Origin of the sequence: Actinosynnema sp. CS-041913 (genome assembly GCF_050942485.1) — a bacterium.
Classification (GTDB): Bacteria; Actinomycetota; Actinomycetes; order Mycobacteriales; family Pseudonocardiaceae; genus Actinosynnema.
This window is the reverse complement of sequence record NZ_CP192037.1, coordinates 2,802,300-2,818,998: the sequence shown is the minus strand read 5'-3', so window position 1 is coordinate 2,818,998 and position 16,699 is coordinate 2,802,300. Positions and strand designations below refer to the sequence as shown.

Genomic DNA, 16,699 nt, shown 5'->3' with positions numbered 1-16,699 from the left:
TCGACGGACACCGGGTAGGTGTGCCGGACAACGTCGGCAGGCACACCGTCCACCTCAGGCCGGCACGGGTTCCTTCGCCACGGCCACCTGGCGCGGCAGCGCGAACGCCACGAGCAGCCCGACGACCATTCCCACGGAGGTGAGCAGCACGGCCACGAAGCCTCCGTCCGCCGTCGCCGCCCGTGCCGCCTCGCCCTCGGGCACCCCCGCGTTGGCCACGGCGATCAGCACCGCGAGGCCGACCGCGTTGCCCAGGTTCAGCGTGGTGGACGCCAAGCCCGACGCGACGCCCTGCTCGTGGTCCGCGACACCGGACGCGGCGGCGATCCACATCGCCGTCCACGTGATGCCCTGCCCGACGCCCATCACGACCAGGCCCGGCACGGACGCCATGAACGTGCTCTGCGCGTCGAACGCGAACGCCAGCACCACGGTGCCCACGATGCCGATGGAGAAGCCGGTGATCAACGTCGCGCGGACGCCCAGCCTGGTGGCCATCCGCTCGCCGAGCTGGGTGCCGGACGCGATCGCCAACGACGGCACCAGGAACGCCAGACCCGCTTGCAGCGCCGAGAACTGGTGCACGGTCTGCAACAGCACGGTCAGGAAGTACGGCAGCGCGCCGAACGTGCCCATGAACACCGCCGTCACGGTGATCGCCACGACCAGGCTCCGGTTGCGCAGCAGCCGAGGCGGCATCAGCGGGTCCGCGCTGCGGGCCTCGATCAACGCGAACGCGATCAGCAGCAGCACAGCCAGCACCGCCGCGACGAGGACCGCGGGTGACGTCCAGCCCACCTCGGGCCCTTGCACCAGCACGAACACCAGCAGCGTCGCGCCCGCCGTCACGGTCAGCGCGCCGGGCAGGTCGAACTTCCGCCGCTCGTGCCCGCGCGGGTCCGCGGGGATCACCGCCAGCGCGGCCAACGCCACGGCTCCGGCCAGCGGCACGTTGACGAAGAACACGGCGGGCCAGCCGAAGCTCTCCGTCAGCACGCCGCCGAGCAGCGCGCCGACGGTTAGGCCGCTCGCGCCCGCGCCGCCCCACACGGCCAGCGCGCGGTTGCGCTTGCGCCCCTCCTCGAACAGGTTGTTGAGCAGGGACAGCGTCGACGGCAGCAGCAGCGCGCCGCCGATGCCCTGCACCGCGCGGGCGATGATGATCACTTCCGAGGACGTCGCCAAGCCGCCCGCCAGGGACGACACGGCGTAGGTGGCGAGCGCCAGCACGAACATCCGGCGCCGGCCGAGCAGGTCCGCCGCCCGGCCGCCGAGCAGCAGGAAACCGCCCGCCAGCACCACGTAGGCGCTGACCACCCACTGCTGGGTCTGGCTGGTGAAGCCGAGTTCCGCGCCGATGTCGGGCAGTGCGACGAACACGATGTTGAGGTCGAGCGCGAAGATCAACTGAGCCAGGGCGAGCAGCGCGAGGCTGAGGCCCGGCTTGCGATGGTCGGCCACGAGCACGTCCTTACGGTCCGATAGTACGATGATTTACGTACCGTCGGATCGTACGACAACGTTCGTACTGTCGTACACTGGGTGGGTGATCGGCCATCACCCCGACCGGGACCAGATCAAACTGGAGAACGTGCTCACCGCGTTGGGCAACCCGATGCGGCTGGCCGTCGTCCGCGTGCTGGCGGGCGGCGGCGAACACCCGTGCGGCACGGTGCTGAGCAAGGAGATCTCCAAGTCCACGCTCACCCACCACTGGCGCGTGCTGCGGGACAGCGGCGTGATCTGGCAGCGGGCGTCCGGGCGCGAGCACCTGCTGTCGTTGCGCCGCGAGGACTTGGAGGCGCGCTTCCCCGGCCTGCTGGACGCCGTGCTGCACGGCGTGCGGGCCGATCCGGAGACGGTGGACCAGTACGCGCCCTGACCGCGGCTAGCGACTGCGCGCGTGCTGGCGGGCCAACGCGCCCGCGACCAGGATGAGGATGATCAGCACCAGACCCCATCGACGCTGGTCGCGCACGTTGTTCTTGAGGTCCTTGACCGCCTCGGCACGCGGCTCCGGAGGCCGGACCCAGGACTTCGAGGTCGTCGTCGGGGTCGTGGTCGTCGGGGTCGTCGTCGTGGTCTCCTCCGCCGGGGGTGGAGGCGGAGGCGGGACCAGGGGCTGCCGCGGGGGCACGATCGGAAGCGCCGGGACGACCGGCTCAGTGGTGGTCGTGGTCGGGCTCGGTGTCGTCGGGCTCGGTGTAGTCGGGCTCGGCGTGGTGGGGCCCGGTGTCGTTGGGCTCGGAGTAGTAGGGCTGGGTGTCGTGGGGGTCGGCGTGGGAGTGGGACTCGGCGTCGTCGTCTGAGTGGTGGTCGTCGTCTGAGTCGTCGTCTGAGTCGGAGTCGTCGTCGGTGTGGGCGTAGGAGTGGTCGTCGGCGTGGGAGTGGTCGTCGTCGTCGGAGGATCGGGCACGTCCAGGCAGCCCGACGCGTCGAGGGTGCGCACCGCCTTGCGGGACACGATCTCCGTCACCACGCCCGACCCGTCCAGCGCGACCCGGTAGAGCGTGCTCCGCCCGTGGACCTCGTTGTTCGTCACGTACAGCGCGCCGTCCCGGCCGAACACCACCGCGCCGTAACCGCTCCCGCCCGGCAGCCGCCCCGCGCCGGGCACCTTGCGCATCCTGCCGTTGGACGGGTCGATCGTCACCGGGTACGCGGGCCCGTGCCGGAACGCCACCACGCCGTAGAGCTGCCCGGTGGCCGGGTCGACGTCGAAGTCGTCCATGGTCAGCGCCTCGTGCGGCGGCCACATCCACGTCTCGTCCACGACCTCCAGGTAGTCCTCGCTCGCCGGGTCCACGTCCACCGACAGCAGCCGGTACCCGACCCGCACCACCAGCCGCTCGTCCACCACGGCCCCGGCGGTGGCGTACTTCAGCAGGAGCGAGGGGTGCGACGGCACGTCGAGCTGCTGCCCGGCGCGGTCGAGCACCACCACCCGGCCGTGCTCGTCGATGCCGTACACCTTGTCCTGCGGCGCGGAGTAGCCGATCGCGTTGAGCCGCACGTCCAACCTGCCCAGCGACCGCGACTCGCCGGACGGCAGGTCCACCAGGTACACCGCCGACGGACCGCGGTTCCCCGCCTCGACCTGCATGGTCGAGCACACCGCGAACGCCAGCTCCTCGATCATCCGAATCGCTCGATCGCCGCCCGGAACGCGTCCGGGCCGAGTTCCGCGCTGCCCGCGTAAGGGTTCTGGAGCTGGTAGGTCGCGTACAGCAGGAGGGTGATCGTCGCGGCGAGCGTGGCGACGATGATCACGTGCGTGCGCATCAGCGGACCGCCGAACAGCAGGGGCAGGCCGATCGCCAGGACCGAGCCCACCACCAGCACGAACCACACGACCGAGCTGATGCCGCCGCCGGCCGCGCCCACGCGCTCCTGCCGGGCCTGGTACACCTGCCACAGCCGGTTCGCCGCCTCGGTCTTGCGGTCGACCTGCCACTGGTCCTCGGCGGGCGCGGAGGCGACCACCTGCCGCATCCGATCGATCTGCGACCAGCCGTTGGACTCGACCTCCTGGCCGTCCGCCAGCTTCGGCCACTCGTCGTTGATCACGGTGTCCGCGTAGGTGCGGGACAGCTCCCGGATCTCGTCACCGGTCTCCTTGGACAGCGCGTCCGCCGCCCAGGTCGCCGCGACCAGGCCGTCCGCCTCCTTGTACGCCGACTGGTCGGCGTCACCCGCCGCGTCGAACAGGGCGATCAGGACGAACGCCACCAGGACCGCGTGCAGGCCGCCGACGATGGTGAACACCTGCCCGGCGGCCTCGTTGTTGGCCGTACGCCCCTCTTCCGCGCCGTACTTGCGGATGAGGTACGCGAGCACGGCGGCGACGATGGCCGCCCCGCCGACCCACAGCAGACCTGTGGCGTAAACGTTCATTTCGGTCCTCTCACCACCCGGAATGAATTCCACAGATCTACGAATTCACGCTTCCGGAAGGTAGTGATGGTTCCGTTCCCGCTACAAGGTTGTTCATCCCTGTGCCGCGCAAAGCCAAGCCGACAGGTGAAGGGGGACCACCTCAAGCGGGTGCGCGGCGCTGTCGACCCGTCTGGATGTGGATAATTACCCCTTGTCGGGCTACAAGTTTGCCCCGAACGTGTTAATCCTCGACAACACTCCGTTGCCGACAACGGGGAACGGCACCACGCGCCTCGTGGCCGTCGTCTCTCCGTGCCACCCGATTGTGCGCCTCTACCCGGCGAACAGCAGCGCCAGACCACCCGATGTGTAGCCGACCATCAGCACCAGCAGCGGCACCTGGCCGGTGAGGTGGCGTTGCCGGGGCAGCAGCCACAGCGCCCGGTCGTGCGCCGAGACGACGGCCAGCAGGTGCCCCGCGAGCACCGCGCCGATCTGCACCGACGCGACCACCGCCGGGGCGGCGAGCAGGTCGTCCGGCGTGAAGCCGTCGACCCCGAACAGCAGGGCGACCCCGCGCTGGCCCTCGACGGCGAGCAGCGAGAAGTAGTGCGCCACCACGTAGCCGGCGATGATCGGGACCAGCGAGTGCGCCAGTTCCCCGCCGAACGCCCGGCACGCCAGCAGGTAGCTGCCCGCCACCAGGGCGACCGTCGCCACCAGGCCGACCCAGTCCGGCACCGGGGCCAGCCGCGCCCACGTCGGCGTGGCGCCGATGCTGTCGAACGCCGTCGAGCCCAGGCACACCGCGACCACCGCGACCAGGCCGGGCCGGACCGGTGTCGCCGCCAGGGAGCGGAACGGGTTCCCGCGCACCGGGGACAGCCTGCCGAGCAGCGTCGAGTACACCTCGAAGCCGTCCGCGTGCTCGAACCACGCCCTCCCGAACACCACGCCGCCCGCGACGTTGAGCACGGCATAGCCGGTCAGGAACCACGGCAGGGCGTGCGGCTCGACCAGTTCCACCCAGGTGAACGCGAGCAGGGTCGCGGCGGCCGGCCAATGCCCCAGCCGGGCCGGGTACCGCCGACCGAACGACCACCGCGCGGCGAGCCGCAGCGGGTTGACCACCCGCCAGACCGGGCCGAAGAACATCGACACCACCGCCAGGCCGACCCAGAACAGCACGAACACCAGGTGCGGCCACGCGGTGGCCGGCACGAACGGCAGTGCCGCGAGCAGCAGCACCTGCACCGGCCACCACTCGCGGTGGCCCGCGGGTTCGGCGGCGGTGAAACGCGGCTTCGTCCACAGCAGACCGAGCGCCAGGAACGACACCAGCAGGGCCACCGCCGCGCCCTGGAGCACGAGGTCCAGGGGCAGCGGCAGGTCGTGCCGTTCGCCGACGCCGTGCGCCAGGACCGTCACCGCACCACCAACTGCGCGAGCAGCGTGTCGGGATGGGCTTCGACGTCGAACGTGCCGGTCCGGTCGGCGACGAACTTCAGCACGGCGGGCTTGCCCTCGTCGGCCTTGGCCAGCACGTCGAACCCGTGCACGTGGACATCGACGGCCTGGCCGCTGGTCACGGTCAGCTCGACGGACTGACCCCGGACCGCCTCGAACCGCTGCGGCGACGCCTGGTCCACCGAAAGCTGGAGCACCAGCGGGCCACTGGGCGGGGCGGGCGCGGCCGAGCAGCCCGCCACCACGAGCAGCACGAGCAGCAGAACACGGATCACCGGTCCATTTCCTTCCTCATGAACGCGAACCCGCCGGCGGCCAACCCGAGACCGCCGCCGAGGGTGAGAGCGACCAGCAGCCGGTCCACATCGGCCGGCCCGGCGAACGGCAGGTGGGAGAACCGGAAGCTGTCGAAGTCCGGAATCCCGGCCACCACGAGCATCGCGCCGACCACCGCCGCGATGAACGCCGCGGCGGGCTTGCGGCGCACCGCCGCGCCCACCGCCACTCCCGCCAACGGCCAGCACACCAACCCGACACCACCGGCCCCGACCATCAGCGGCACGAACGACCCCCCGGTCACGGCGAGCGTCGAGCCCACCGCGTGCAGGATGTGCGCCACCGTCACCACGACCACTCCCCCGGCCAGCAACGCCTTCGAGCGCCCCAGGAACCGGCCACCGGCCGCGAGCGCGAGCGTGACCAGCAGCCACCACAACGGATTCGGCCCCGGTGTCGCGTCGACCCGGCCGCGCACCACGGCCGTGCCCAGCGGGACCTCCCAGGTCGGGGCCGTGGTGCGCTCGTCCCGGAACCGCCACACTTCGCCGGGCGCGACCACGTGCCCGGCGACCGCGACCGGCTCCGGGCCGTCGTTGCGGATCTCCAACTGCGTGCCGTGGTTGACCATCCGAGCCGCCACGCCGGGCAGCGGCGGTTCGATCCCGGTGACCCGGCTGAGGTGGTCCTGCGGCGTCAGGCCGCCCGCGTGCGCGTGGGCGGGAGCCGCGGTCGCCAGCAGCAGGCCGAGCACCAGCAGCAGGACCCTCACCGCCGGACGGGCACGAGCACCACCGCGAGCAGCAGCCCGTGCAGCCCGGCGGCGATCGGCGCCCCGGTCCACATCTCGGTGACACTGGGCATCCGCCCCACCGTGATGCCCGCCGAGGCGAAGAAGGACACCCAGGTGACGAACGGCGCGGCGAACGCGAAGACCCGGTACTGGCGGATCCGCTCCTCGGACGGGCGCAGCTTCCACAGCAGCACGTCGATCACGATGCCGGACAGGACGAACGCGGCGGCGGTGCTCAGGTTCTCGTAGTTCGCGACCGCCGTGCTGAGCAGCATGACGACGATCTGGAGGATGGTCGCCGTGCCGACCGGGACGCGGAAACGCCGTGCCGCCAACAGCAACGGCGTCAGCAGGATCAGGTTGGTGACGGTGATCGACGCGGCCAGCCGGTTCGTGCCCGAACTCCCGCCCTCCGCCTTGTCGAAGCTGAACGCGCGCACGATGCCGTTCGCCTGGTAGATGGTGGCGTCGGCGTAGGAGGCGAACAGCAGGACGAGCGAGGCGGTGAACGCCAGCGCCAGCACCGACGGCAGGAACCGGACCAGTGACGGGGCCTGCACGTCCTGGTCGGCCCACGCCGTGCGCAACGGCGTGGTGAGAATGGTGATCATCGAGGCGATGAGGCCGAGGTGCGTCGGGCTGAACAGGATGTCGATCCCCTGCTCGATCCCGAGGAACGTGTGCCAGAGGTAGTCCCCGAGCCCGCACAGCGCGAACACCGGCAACGCGAACACCGCCGGCCCGTACCCGAGGGGGATGGCGGCGAGCCCCCGGCGCCCCTGCTGCATGTTCCGCCAGACCACCCAGAGGATCCACGCGCCGGTCGCGGCGAACCCGGAGTAGAACACCGCGTGCCACGGCGTGAAGAACGTCTCCAGCTCGGGGACGTTCGAATGCGCCCAAGCGTCGAGGAACAACCCTAACGAGAACCACGTGCCCAGCAGCACGGTGATGAGATCCGTGCGATAGGAAGCCTTGATCCGCCCCGGTTCGACCATGGCCACCATGGTCCCGACCGCCCACCACACCGGTAACCGTGCCACCACCCGTCCATGGTGCGGTTAACCGCACCATGGACCGACCACCACAACGCGCCGGAAACGGCACCGGGCCGCCGGCGCGGAAGGCTCAACCGTTCAGAAACCTCAACACGGCAAGCACCCGCCGGTGGTCATGCGGACTCGCCGACAGATCCAGCTTGGTGAAGATGCTGGTGCAGTGCTTCTCCACCGTCCGCTCCGCGATGAACAGCCGCTGCCCGATGGCCTGGTTCGTGCGCCCCTCGGCCATCAACGCGAGCACCGCCCGTTCCCGCTCGGTCAACCGGCTGTCGCTGAGATCCCGCCGCCGCCCCAACAACCGGCTCACCACGGCGGGGTCGAACGCCGAACCACCGGACCCGACCCGTCGGATCGACGCGGCGAACTCCGCCAGATCCGAGACCCGGTCCTTGAGCAGGTACCCGACCCCGTCCGCCCCCGCGTCCAACAGCTCGGCCGCATAGCTGACCCGGACGTACTGCGACAGCACGAGAACCCCGGTGTCCGGGTACTTCTTCCGCAACGCCAACGCGGCCCGCAACCCCTCATCGGTGTGCGTGGGCGGCATCCGGATGTCCACAATGGCCACTGCCGGCCGGTGGCGGTCGACCGACTCCAGCAACGCGTCGGCGTCCTCCACCGCCGCCACGACCTCGAACGACGCCTCCGCGAGCAGCCTGGTCAGCCCTTCCCGCAACAGGGTCGAGTCCTCCGCGATCACGATCCGCACGGCAGCACCACCAGCACGCTCGTGCCCGAACCCACGCCACTCGACACCTTCATCGTCCCCCCGGTCGCCTCCACCCGGTCGGCCAGCCCGCGCAGGCCCGAGCCGTCGCGCGTATCCGCGCCGCCGCGTCCGTCGTCGTCCACCCGCACCACCAGCGAACCGCCGTCCGACCTGATCTCGACGCGGGTCCGGGAAGCCTCGGCGTGCTTCGTCACGTTCGCCAGCGCCTCCGCCACCACGTAGTACGCCGTGGTCTCCACCTGCGGCGGCACCGGTTCCGCCACGTCCATCACCAGTTCGACCCCCGGTTCGGCCAGCGCCGTCAGCTCGCGCACCGCGCCGCGCAGACCGCGTTCGGTCAGGACCGGCGGGTGGATGCCGTGGCACACCGCGCGCAGATCGTCGATGGTGGCCAGCACGGCGGACTTGGCTTCACCGACCAGTTTCCGGCCCCGGTCCGGTGGCGTCGTCTCCGCCAGGCCCAACGTCATCGCCACCGATAACAGCCGCTGCTGCACGCCGTCGTGCAGATCGCGCTCCAGCCGCCGCCGCTCGGATTCGCTCGCCCGCAGCAGCTTCGCGCGCGACTCGTCCAGTTGGCGCAGCCGGGCACGCAGTTCGGCGGTCAGCCGTTCGTTCTCCAGGGCGAGCGCCACGGCCGCGCACGCCGCGTCCACCAGTTCCAGGTCGAGCACGGGATCGTGCAGCAGCAACGCGACCGGCACACCGCCCCGGTCCACGCGGGTCTGCACGAAGCCCTCCTCCGCCTCCACCGGGCGGCCGGACGCGTCCACGTACCGCTCCTGCGAGGCCATCCAGTACGCCACCCGCAGGTTCGGGTCGTGCAAAGTGGCCGCCAACGCCTCCTGCACACCGGAGTGCCGGCTGTCACCGTTGAGGCGCACCACCAGGTCCGCCACGCCGCCGCGGTCCATCCGCCGCCGCAGCAGGCCCGCCAGGTAGGCGAACGGGATTCCGGACAGCGCCAGCATCAACGCCACCGCAGGCGGGTCGAGACCGGCGCGTTCCATCGGTTCCCACGCGGCGAACACGATCACCGCCACGACGGACGCGCCCAGCATCGACGTCAGCGTCCGGCGCTGCGCCAGGCTGCTGCGGTTCCAGCGGTGCAGTTGCAGGGACAGCATGGTCAGCCCGATCAACGCCGTCATGGGCGTCTCCGCCCGCTGCACCGCGTCCGCCCACCGCCCGTCGAACAGCGAATCCGCCGCCGTCAGCGCCACGACCACCGCGTACCCGGCGACCACGACGAGCCGGCGCGGCACCGTGCTGAGCCGGCCGGTCGGGAACGCCACCACCAGGTGCCCGAGGATCGCGGGCCACGACTTGACCACCACCAGGACCGGGAAAGGCTGCCGGTACGTCAGGTAGTCCAGCAACCAGACGACGCCGACGAGCACCATCAGCACGCCGATGCGGTTCCGCGGCTGCGCGTGGCGGCTGATCACGCCCGCGATCACGTAGACCGCGCTCACCACGAAGATCGCGGACGACAGCACCATGGGCCCAAGGTAGCCGTCGGCGGCGGGGGAAATGGCCGCGAGACCACTCGCGGGGAGACGTGTTGACGGCATGGCCGTTAACAGCGGGTGGTTGACGGATTACGGTCCGCTTCGGTAACCATGGTCGGGCAGTGCGGTGCTCAAAGGCGAGCGCGCAGTGCGACACCGGGGGTGACGGGCGTGGTCGAGGCCGAATTGCACACGGAGTTCAGGCGATCGGCTTCGCGGCGGCAACCGGCGGCGGGCGGATGGCAGGAGCATGCGGCCCGGATGGCGCGCATCTCGCTGGACCTGCCGGCGGCCTTGCCGGCGCGCCGACTGGACGCCGGCCCGCCGCCGGACGGCCACCGGCAGGCCCTGGTGGCACGCGTGCGCGCGTTCATCGACGGCCACCTCGCCGATCCCGGCCTGTGCCCGGCGGTGGTCGCCGCCGCGCACCACGTCTCCACCCGGCAACTGCACCGGCTGTTCGCGGGCCAGGACCTGGGCGTGGCGGGCTGGATCCGCCACCGGCGGCTGGAACGCAGCCGGCACGACCTCGCGACCCGACGCGAACCGGTGCACGTCGTCGCGTCCCGGTGGGGTTTCCCCGACGCCGCGCACTTCAGCCGGCTGTTCCGCCGCACCTACGGCATGTCGCCCAGCGACTACCGGCACGCCTGGTCCACGGCGCGGTCGGAGACGCGCTGAGCGCTCCGCGGGATGACCCCCTGACCCGTGCGGCCGACGGCGGATACCGTGGCCCGGTGCACAGCAACGAGATCAACGGCGACGCGATCGGGCCGGTGGTGCAGGCCGGTGCGGTGAGCCGCTTCGACCCGCGGACACGACGACGGGGCCCACCTTCGCGGCAGGCCCCGTCGTGCGCGTGGCACGCCTTGGGTCAGAAGGTCAGCTTCCAGGAGTCGATGTAGCCGGTGTCCTGCCCGTACACGTCCTGGGCCTTGAGCCGCCACGTGCCGTTGGCGACCTCCGACGACGCGTTCACCGTGTAGGTGGTGTTCACGTTGGGCGTGTTGGCGTTGCTGGAGTTCTTCAAGCGGTACGTCGAGCCGTCCGGCGCGACCAGGTCGAGCACCAGGTCGCCGCTCCACGAGTGCTTGATGTCCACCGTGGCCTTCAGCGTGGCCGGCGCGTTGCCGGTGACGCCGGCGACCGCCACGTTGCTGTACACCGCCGCGCCGGCGTCCGGGATCGTCACGTCGTCGGTGTTCTCGAAGGTCTTGCCGGGCGGGTTCGTGCCGCCGCCGAGGCTGTCCGCCGCCGCCTTGATCGCCGCCGCGAACGTGCTCACCTCGGTGTAGACGCCGGGGTTGTTGGCCCGCGCGCAGCCGTTGCCGTGGCTGACGATGCCGACCTGGAGCCACGCGCCCGCGCTGTCACGGCGGAACATCGGGCCGCCCGAGTCGCCCTGGCACGTGTCGACGCCGCCCGTGGCGAGGTCGCCCGCGCAGATCTCGGCGGAGGGGATCAGGTCGCGGTAGTACGGGTCGGCGCTCTTGCACGTGGTGTCGTCGATGAAGTCGACCTGGGCCTTCAACTGGTACCGCGACTGGCCGCCGCCCTCACGGGTGGCGCCCCAGCCCGCGACGGTGAACACGCCGGAGTTGAACGTGGTGGTCGTGGCGATCGGCAGCAGCGCCGCGCCGGTGATCGGACTGGCCAGCTTGATCAGCGCCCAGTCGCCGCCGGTGGACGTCGGGTACGTGGGCGACCGGTGGACGTAGGCGGACGTCCTCCTGACCGCCGATGTGTCCTGGAGGTCCACCACGCCGTAGGTGGCGGTGATGCTCGTGTTGTTGCCCGACCTGTCGACGCAGTGGGCGGCGGTGAGCACCAACTGCTCGGTGTACATCGCGCCGCCGCAGCCCATGGACAGCCGGACCATCCACGGGAACTCGCCCTTGGCGGCCGGGGTGCCGCCGACGACCTGCGGAGTGACGCCGCCGGGGTCCGGCGACAGGGGTGCGGAGGAGCCTTGGCCACCGGGGTCCGGCGACGGGAGTGCGGAGGAGGCTTGGCCGCCGGGGTCCTGCGGCAGAGCCGCGGAGGAGGCTTGGCCACCGGGGTCCGGCGGCAAGGGTGCGGAGGAGGCTTGGCCGCCGAACGCGGCCAGGGACGCGGCGATGCCCGCGGCAAGGGCGATCGCCTTTCTCGCTGTGGTGCGCACAGTCGTTCCTTCCCGCGCCCGGCCGGTCGTGCTCGCAGGGTGGCCGGACGTCGAGTCAGCAGGGAGTCGAACACCGGACCAACGCCGGCGGCTCATGATGCGCAGCCGGAAGGCTCGCTCACAATCCGACGATCGACGGGAGTTTTTCCGGCGTTCCAGGTATTTCTGCGGTGTTACTGGATGACCGACCCACTGACCGCCGGATCGGCCGCACCCAGGAAGAAGATCCCCCGGTAGCCCGGCGTCTCGAAGCCGGCGCTCGGGTTGCGGCGCAGCGTCGAGCCTTCGACGGACATCGTGCCGCTGCGGTCGTTGCTCACGAAGAAGACCGCGCCGCCGCCTTCGTTCGCCCGGTTGTCCTCCACGACCGAACCCGCGATGCGGACCGTGAACCGGTTGCCGTCGACGTAGATCGCGCCGCCGCTGCCGCCGCCGGGCGTGCCGTCACGGGCGGGGTTCGCGCCGCGGCCGATCGCCGAGTTGCCGCTCAGCACGCTGTTGAGCACCACCCACGACACCCCGATACTGCTCAACGCGCCGCCGTTCGAGCACACCCCGCCCTCGAACGTGCTGCCGGTGACGTGGACCGGGCGGTTCCCGGACTGGCTGAGCACGCGCAGCGCGGCACCACCGAGATCCGGTCCGGTCTGGTCGCATTTGTTGCCCTGGAACCGGGAGTCGACCACCTTCACCCGCCCGCCGCGCACGAACACCGCGCCGCCACCGCCGCCTTCGGTGGTCTCCCCGGTGGCGTTGCCGTCGGCGAACGTCAAGTGCTGCACCGTGAGGCGCGGGTGGTCCTGGTCCTGGCAGTGCGAGGTGGTGATGCCCAGGGCCCGGTCACACGTGTTCATGTACAGGATGCGCCGCCGACCGCCGCCGCTGAGCGTCACCAGGCCGCCGCCGTCGATCACCACGTCCGGGTGGCCGTCGTTGCGCACCTCGGCGGTCGCGGTCAGCTCGATCGTGACCGGGTCGGGACCGCAGTCGAACGTGATCACACCACCCGCCGCCACCGCCGCGACGACGGCTTCGGACGTGCAACTCGCGGGCGTGCCGGCGCCGACGACGGTCGCGGGCCTGGAACTGTCCTCCGGTCCGGCTTCCGGGGGGACGGTCGCCGTTCCGGCCGGGTTCCCGTGCGCCGGGCGCGGCCTGGTGGTCGCAGTAGTCGTGGTCGTGGTGGTGGTGGTTGTTGTCGTGGTGGTCGTCGTCGAGGTAGGCGCGGAAGACGGCGGGGGCGCCGCCGCAGGCGACGACGTGCCGCAGCCGGCGAGCACGACGGCCATCAGAACCACCCAGCGACGTGACATGCGGGCACCCTAGGCACCGATCGACTCGCATGGTCGTGAATCCACCCGAACTTGACAGGGTGAAGTGTGAGTGGTTGATTAGTCCTATGCTGAACGCCGAACGCCGCCTGTCCACCGCCGACGAACGCCGGGAGACGGTGCTGCGGACCGCGCTGGGCACGTTCGGGGCCAAGGGCTACTACGGCACCACGACCGGCGAGGTCGCCAAGGCGGCGGGCATCTCCCAGGCCTACGTCTACCGGCTGTTCCCCGACAAGGAAGCCCTCTTCCTGGCCGTGGTGGAGCGGTGTTTCACCCGGATCCGCGAGAGCCTGGGCGATGGCGTGGCCAAGGCGGAGGGCAGCTCGCCGGAGGCTGTGCTGGCCGTGATGGGAGACGTCTACGCCAGGCTCATCGCGGAGGACAACGCGCTGCTGCTGATCCAGATGCACGCCCAGTGCGCGGCGATCTCCGAGCCTGCGGTGCGCGAGGTCGTGCAGCGCGGCTATGCCCGGACCGTCGAGTACGTGCGCGGTGTGTCGGGGGCGAGCGAGACGCAGGTGCAGGAGTTCTTCGCGCGGGGCATGCTGTGCCACCTGGTCGTGGCCGTCGACGCGCCCGACGTGGACGCCCCTTGGGCCCGCACCCTGTCCGCCGGCATCCGGCACTACTGACCGAAACGGCCGATCGCAGCACCGGCCATCACGCGGCCTGAATAGTGAGTGATTGACCAGTCACAATCGAAGGGAGGGATCATGCGCCGCCGGAAGACCATCCGCAGCACCAACCCCGGCACCAGCCCCGAGCCGGCCGGATTGTCGGTGCCCCGTGGGACAATGGATTCGGGGGCCGGAGGCAAAGCCTTCGCCGTCCTCGCGACCGCCCAGTTCCTGGTCGTCCTCAACACCTCGATCGTCAACGTAGCCCTGCCCTCCATCCGCACCGGCCTCGACCTGACCCCCACCGGCATGTCCTGGGTGGTCAACGGCTACGGCCTCGCGTTCGGCGCACTGCTCCTGGCAGGCGGCCAACTCACCGACGCCCTGGGTGCCCGCCGAATCCTGCTGGCCGGCCTGGCCACGTTCACGGCAGGCTCCCTGGCCGCCGGATTCGCCGGAGACGCGACCATCCTCATCACCGCCAGAGCGGTCCAGGGCAGCGGAGCCGCGCTCCTCGCGCCGGCCGCACTGGCGCTGATCCTGCGCCACCACCCCGCGAAACTGGGTGTCTGGGGCGGTGTCTCCGGCGCGGGCGGCGCGGCGGGCGTGTTGTTGGGCGGTGTCCTCACCGGCACCCTCGGCTGGCCCGCGATCTTCCTGGTCACCGTCCCGGTCGCGGTCGCGGCGATCATCGCCACCCGCCGACTCGTCCCCCGCGACACCCCAACCCGCAGCAACACCCCCACCGCCAGCGACACCCTGACCGCCAGCGACACCCCGATCCGCAGCCACACCGCAACCGTCGGCGACACCGCAACCCCGAGCGACACCCGAACCGGCGGACGTCTCGGCCTCACCGGAGCCGTCACGGCCACCGGCGGCCTGGTCGCCCTCACCTACGGCCTGACCGCGCCCCAACCCGTCCTCCCGATCGCGACAGGCGCAGCCCTCCTCACGATCTTCGTGATCACCCAACGCCGGTCGACCCTCATGCGCACCCTGACCACCACCGGCCGGGCGAACACGGCCATGGCCGCACTCGGCGCGGTGTGGGTGGGCCTCTTCTACTTCCTCCCCCTCTACCAGCAACAAATCCTCGGCTACTCGCCGCTGATCGCCGGTCTGGCCCAACTCCCCCTGGCCGGCGCGGTGGTGCTCGGCTCGACGTTCGCCCCACGACTGCCCCGCAGGGCGCTACCGGTCGCACTGCTCGCGTTGGCCGCCGGCCTGGCGTGGTTCGCGACCGGTCCCGCGTTCCCGTTCGACGTGCTCGGCCCGTCGCTGCTCACCGGGGCCGGGCTCGGCGTCGCGTTCGTCCACCTCACCGTCGACGCCACCCGAGTGCCCGCCGGCGACGCCGGGGTGGCCGGCGGGATCGTCAACACCAGTCGTCAGGTCGGCGGTGCGATCGGGTTGGCCGCACTGGTCGCGACCACCACCGGTTTCGCCGCGGCGTTCGCCGCGACAGCCGTCCTCGCCGTCGTCACGGCCGTCATGACACTCCAAGGAGCACAGCGATGAAGCCCTACCTCGAAGGCCACTACACACCCGTGCCGGACGAGACCACCGCGACCGCCCTGACCGTGCGCGGCACGCTGCCGCCGGAACTGCGGGGCCGCTACCTGCGCAACGGCCACAACCCCAAGCCCGGTGTCACGCCCAGCCACTGGTTCAAGGGCAGCGGCATGGTGCACGGCCTGCGGCTGGTCAACGGCCGCGCCGAGTGGTACCGCAACCGGTGGGTGCGCACTCCCGCCCTGGACGGCGACGCGTCGAACGACCTGAAGGCCAGTGTCGCGGGCACGCACGTGATCGAGCACGCCGGGCGCATCCTCGCGTTGCAGGAGGCGAACCTCCCGTACGAGCTGACGCCCGAGCTGGACACGGTGGGCGCGTTCGACTTCCACGGCAGGCTGACCACCGCGATGACCGCGCACCCCAAGGAGGACCCGGTCACCGGGGAGCTGCACTTCTACGGCTACTCGCCGTTCCCGCCGCACCTGACCTACTACGTCGCCTCCCCCGCCGGCGAGATCAACCGGGTCGAGGTGGTGGACGGCGCGGGACCGTCGCTGATGCACGACTTCGGGCTCACCGAGAACTACGTGGTGTGGCTGGACCTGCCGGTCGTGTTCGACCCCGCCGAGCAGTCCGGCATCCCCTACCGGTGGAGCGACGGCTACCCGCCGCGCATCGGTGTGATGCCACGGGTCGGAGCGCCGGAGGTCACCTGGTTCGAGGTCGAGCCGGGCGCGTTGCTGCACGTCGCCAACGCCTACGAGGACGTGCGGGGCCGGGTGGTGGTCGAGGGCCCGCGCTACGACCGCGCCGCGTGGGAGACGTCGTGGAAGTGGTGGACCGGCGCGCCCGGCCACGGCCCGGAGCCGCTGACCGGCGCGATCAGCCACCGCTGGACGCTGGACCCCGCGTCCGGTGTCGCGCGGGAGGCCACGCTGGACGGGCTGACCACCGAGTTCCCCACCATCAACGAGGACCGGCTGGGACGGGCCACGCGGTTCGGCTACGCGGTCGCGTTCCCCGGCGGCGGTCACGAGGGGTATTCGATCGTCAAGTACGACCACGTGTCCGGCTCGCGGCAGCTCGCGCCGATGGGCGGGCGGCGGATGCCCGGCGAGGCGGTGTTCGTGCCCGCCGGCAGCGGCGAGGACGAGGGCTACCTGCTCACGATCGTCAGCGACCTCGCCCGGGACGCGTCCGAGCTGCTCGTGCTCGACGCGACCGACCTCCGGCGCGGTCCCGTGGCCGTGGTGGAACTGCCGCGCCGCGTCCCCTCCGGCATCCACGGCTCGTGGGTCGCCGACGCCGACCACCGCTGAGCGTCTGCTGAAGGAAGTGCGACAGGGGTGGCGGCG

18 protein-coding genes and 1 pseudogene are annotated in these 16,699 nt (G+C 71.3%); 7 read left to right on the top strand and 12 right to left on the bottom strand.

The genetic code is table 11. The features are described from left to right. Positions 1-54 precede the first annotated feature (54 nt). On the bottom strand, positions 55-1,461 hold the full coding sequence (locus ACQPZF_RS13580; RefSeq protein ID WP_433271748.1) for an MFS transporter: 1,407 nt from the start codon (positions 1,459-1,461) through the stop codon (positions 55-57). Between the two features lie 85 nt (positions 1,462-1,546). Between ACQPZF_RS13580 and ACQPZF_RS13575 the strand changes: the two genes are divergently transcribed. After that, positions 1,547-1,882 (top strand): ArsR/SmtB family transcription factor, encoded by a 336-nt coding sequence (locus ACQPZF_RS13575; protein WP_433271747.1) that lies wholly within the window; start codon positions 1,547-1,549, stop codon positions 1,880-1,882. 6 nt (positions 1,883-1,888) lie between these two features. On the opposite strand, the gene ACQPZF_RS13570 is transcribed toward ACQPZF_RS13575, so the two are convergent. The 8 genes from ACQPZF_RS13570 to ACQPZF_RS13535 form a co-directional block, all read right to left on the bottom strand. Beyond that, positions 1,889-3,139 (bottom strand): hypothetical protein, encoded by a 1,251-nt coding sequence (locus ACQPZF_RS13570; protein WP_433271746.1) that lies wholly within the window; start codon positions 3,137-3,139, stop codon positions 1,889-1,891. Then, the gene (locus ACQPZF_RS13565; protein ID WP_433271745.1) at positions 3,136-3,894 is read right to left on the bottom strand and encodes a hypothetical protein; all 759 of its coding nucleotides are present in this window, start codon (positions 3,892-3,894) and stop codon (positions 3,136-3,138) included. Before ACQPZF_RS13565 ends, ACQPZF_RS13570 begins: the two co-directional genes overlap by 4 nt. A 315-nt stretch (positions 3,895-4,209) precedes the next feature. Next, the gene (locus ACQPZF_RS13560; RefSeq protein WP_433271744.1) at positions 4,210-5,304 is read right to left on the bottom strand and encodes a hypothetical protein; all 1,095 of its coding nucleotides are present in this window, start codon (positions 5,302-5,304) and stop codon (positions 4,210-4,212) included. Next, positions 5,301-5,618: a hypothetical protein gene (locus ACQPZF_RS13555; RefSeq protein WP_433271743.1), complete on the bottom strand. Its 318-nt coding sequence runs from the start codon at positions 5,616-5,618 to the stop codon at positions 5,301-5,303. Before ACQPZF_RS13555 ends, ACQPZF_RS13560 begins: the two co-directional genes overlap by 4 nt. After that, entirely contained in the window at positions 5,615-6,391 is a 777-nt protein-coding gene (locus ACQPZF_RS13550; protein WP_433271742.1) for a hypothetical protein, read from the bottom strand. Before ACQPZF_RS13550 ends, ACQPZF_RS13555 begins: the two co-directional genes overlap by 4 nt. Further along, positions 6,388-7,458 carry a hypothetical protein gene (locus ACQPZF_RS13545; RefSeq protein ID WP_433271741.1) on the bottom strand — a complete coding sequence of 357 codons (1,071 nt, stop codon included), beginning with the start codon at positions 7,456-7,458 and terminating at the stop codon, positions 6,388-6,390. The genes ACQPZF_RS13550 and ACQPZF_RS13545 overlap by 4 nt, the downstream gene beginning before the upstream one ends. A gap of 82 nt (positions 7,459-7,540) precedes the next feature. Then, positions 7,541-8,182, bottom strand: a complete 642-nt coding sequence (locus tag ACQPZF_RS13540) for a response regulator (RefSeq protein ID WP_433271740.1) — start codon at positions 8,180-8,182, stop codon at positions 7,541-7,543. Continuing rightward, positions 8,170-9,705, bottom strand: a complete 1,536-nt coding sequence (locus ACQPZF_RS13535) for a sensor histidine kinase (RefSeq protein WP_433271739.1) — start codon at positions 9,703-9,705, stop codon at positions 8,170-8,172. The genes ACQPZF_RS13540 and ACQPZF_RS13535 overlap by 13 nt, the downstream gene beginning before the upstream one ends. A gap of 270 nt (positions 9,706-9,975) precedes the next feature. On the opposite strand from ACQPZF_RS13535, the gene ACQPZF_RS13530 reads away from it, so the two are divergent. Then, the gene (locus tag ACQPZF_RS13530; protein WP_433271738.1) at positions 9,976-10,395 is read left to right on the top strand and encodes a helix-turn-helix domain-containing protein; all 420 of its coding nucleotides are present in this window, start codon (positions 9,976-9,978) and stop codon (positions 10,393-10,395) included. Positions 10,396-10,451: 56 nt separating this feature from the next. Further along, a complete protein-coding gene (locus ACQPZF_RS13525; RefSeq protein WP_433271737.1) occupies positions 10,452-10,619 on the top strand; it encodes a hypothetical protein in 168 nt (55 codons plus the stop codon). On the opposite strand, the gene ACQPZF_RS13520 is transcribed toward ACQPZF_RS13525, so the two are convergent. From ACQPZF_RS13520 to ACQPZF_RS13510, 3 genes and pseudogenes are all read right to left on the bottom strand, one after another. Then, positions 10,589-10,783: a proprotein convertase P-domain-containing protein gene (locus ACQPZF_RS13520; RefSeq protein ID WP_433274544.1), complete on the bottom strand. Its 195-nt coding sequence runs from the start codon at positions 10,781-10,783 to the stop codon at positions 10,589-10,591. The genes ACQPZF_RS13525 and ACQPZF_RS13520 overlap by 31 nt on opposite strands. Positions 10,784-10,954: 171 nt before the next feature. Next, positions 10,955-11,746 (bottom strand): annotated as a pseudogene (locus ACQPZF_RS13515) (S1 family peptidase); the annotation flags it as partial. A gap of 302 nt (positions 11,747-12,048) precedes the next feature. Then, positions 12,049-12,876, bottom strand: coding sequence for a hypothetical protein (locus ACQPZF_RS13510; RefSeq protein ID WP_433271736.1), 828 nt, complete (start codon positions 12,874-12,876; stop codon positions 12,049-12,051). On the opposite strand from ACQPZF_RS13510, the gene ACQPZF_RS13505 reads away from it, so the two are divergent. The 4 genes from ACQPZF_RS13505 (at position 12,869) to ACQPZF_RS13490 (ending at position 16,663) form a co-directional block, all read left to right on the top strand. Then, a complete protein-coding gene (locus ACQPZF_RS13505) occupies positions 12,869-13,201 on the top strand; it encodes a hypothetical protein (RefSeq protein ID WP_433271735.1) in 333 nt (110 codons plus the stop codon). The two genes, ACQPZF_RS13510 and ACQPZF_RS13505, sit on opposite strands and share 8 nt — an antisense overlap. Before the next feature lie 73 nt (positions 13,202-13,274). Further along, complete coding sequence (locus ACQPZF_RS13500) at positions 13,275-13,841, top strand: TetR/AcrR family transcriptional regulator (RefSeq protein ID WP_433271734.1); 567 nt, start codon at positions 13,275-13,277, stop codon at positions 13,839-13,841. Between the two features lie 81 nt (positions 13,842-13,922). Further along, a complete protein-coding gene (locus tag ACQPZF_RS13495) occupies positions 13,923-15,347 on the top strand; it encodes an MFS transporter (RefSeq protein WP_433271733.1) in 1,425 nt (474 codons plus the stop codon). Beyond that, the gene (locus ACQPZF_RS13490; RefSeq protein WP_433271732.1) at positions 15,344-16,663 is read left to right on the top strand and encodes a carotenoid oxygenase family protein; all 1,320 of its coding nucleotides are present in this window, start codon (positions 15,344-15,346) and stop codon (positions 16,661-16,663) included. The genes ACQPZF_RS13495 and ACQPZF_RS13490 overlap by 4 nt, the downstream gene beginning before the upstream one ends. The last annotated feature ends 36 nt before the right edge of the window (positions 16,664-16,699 follow it).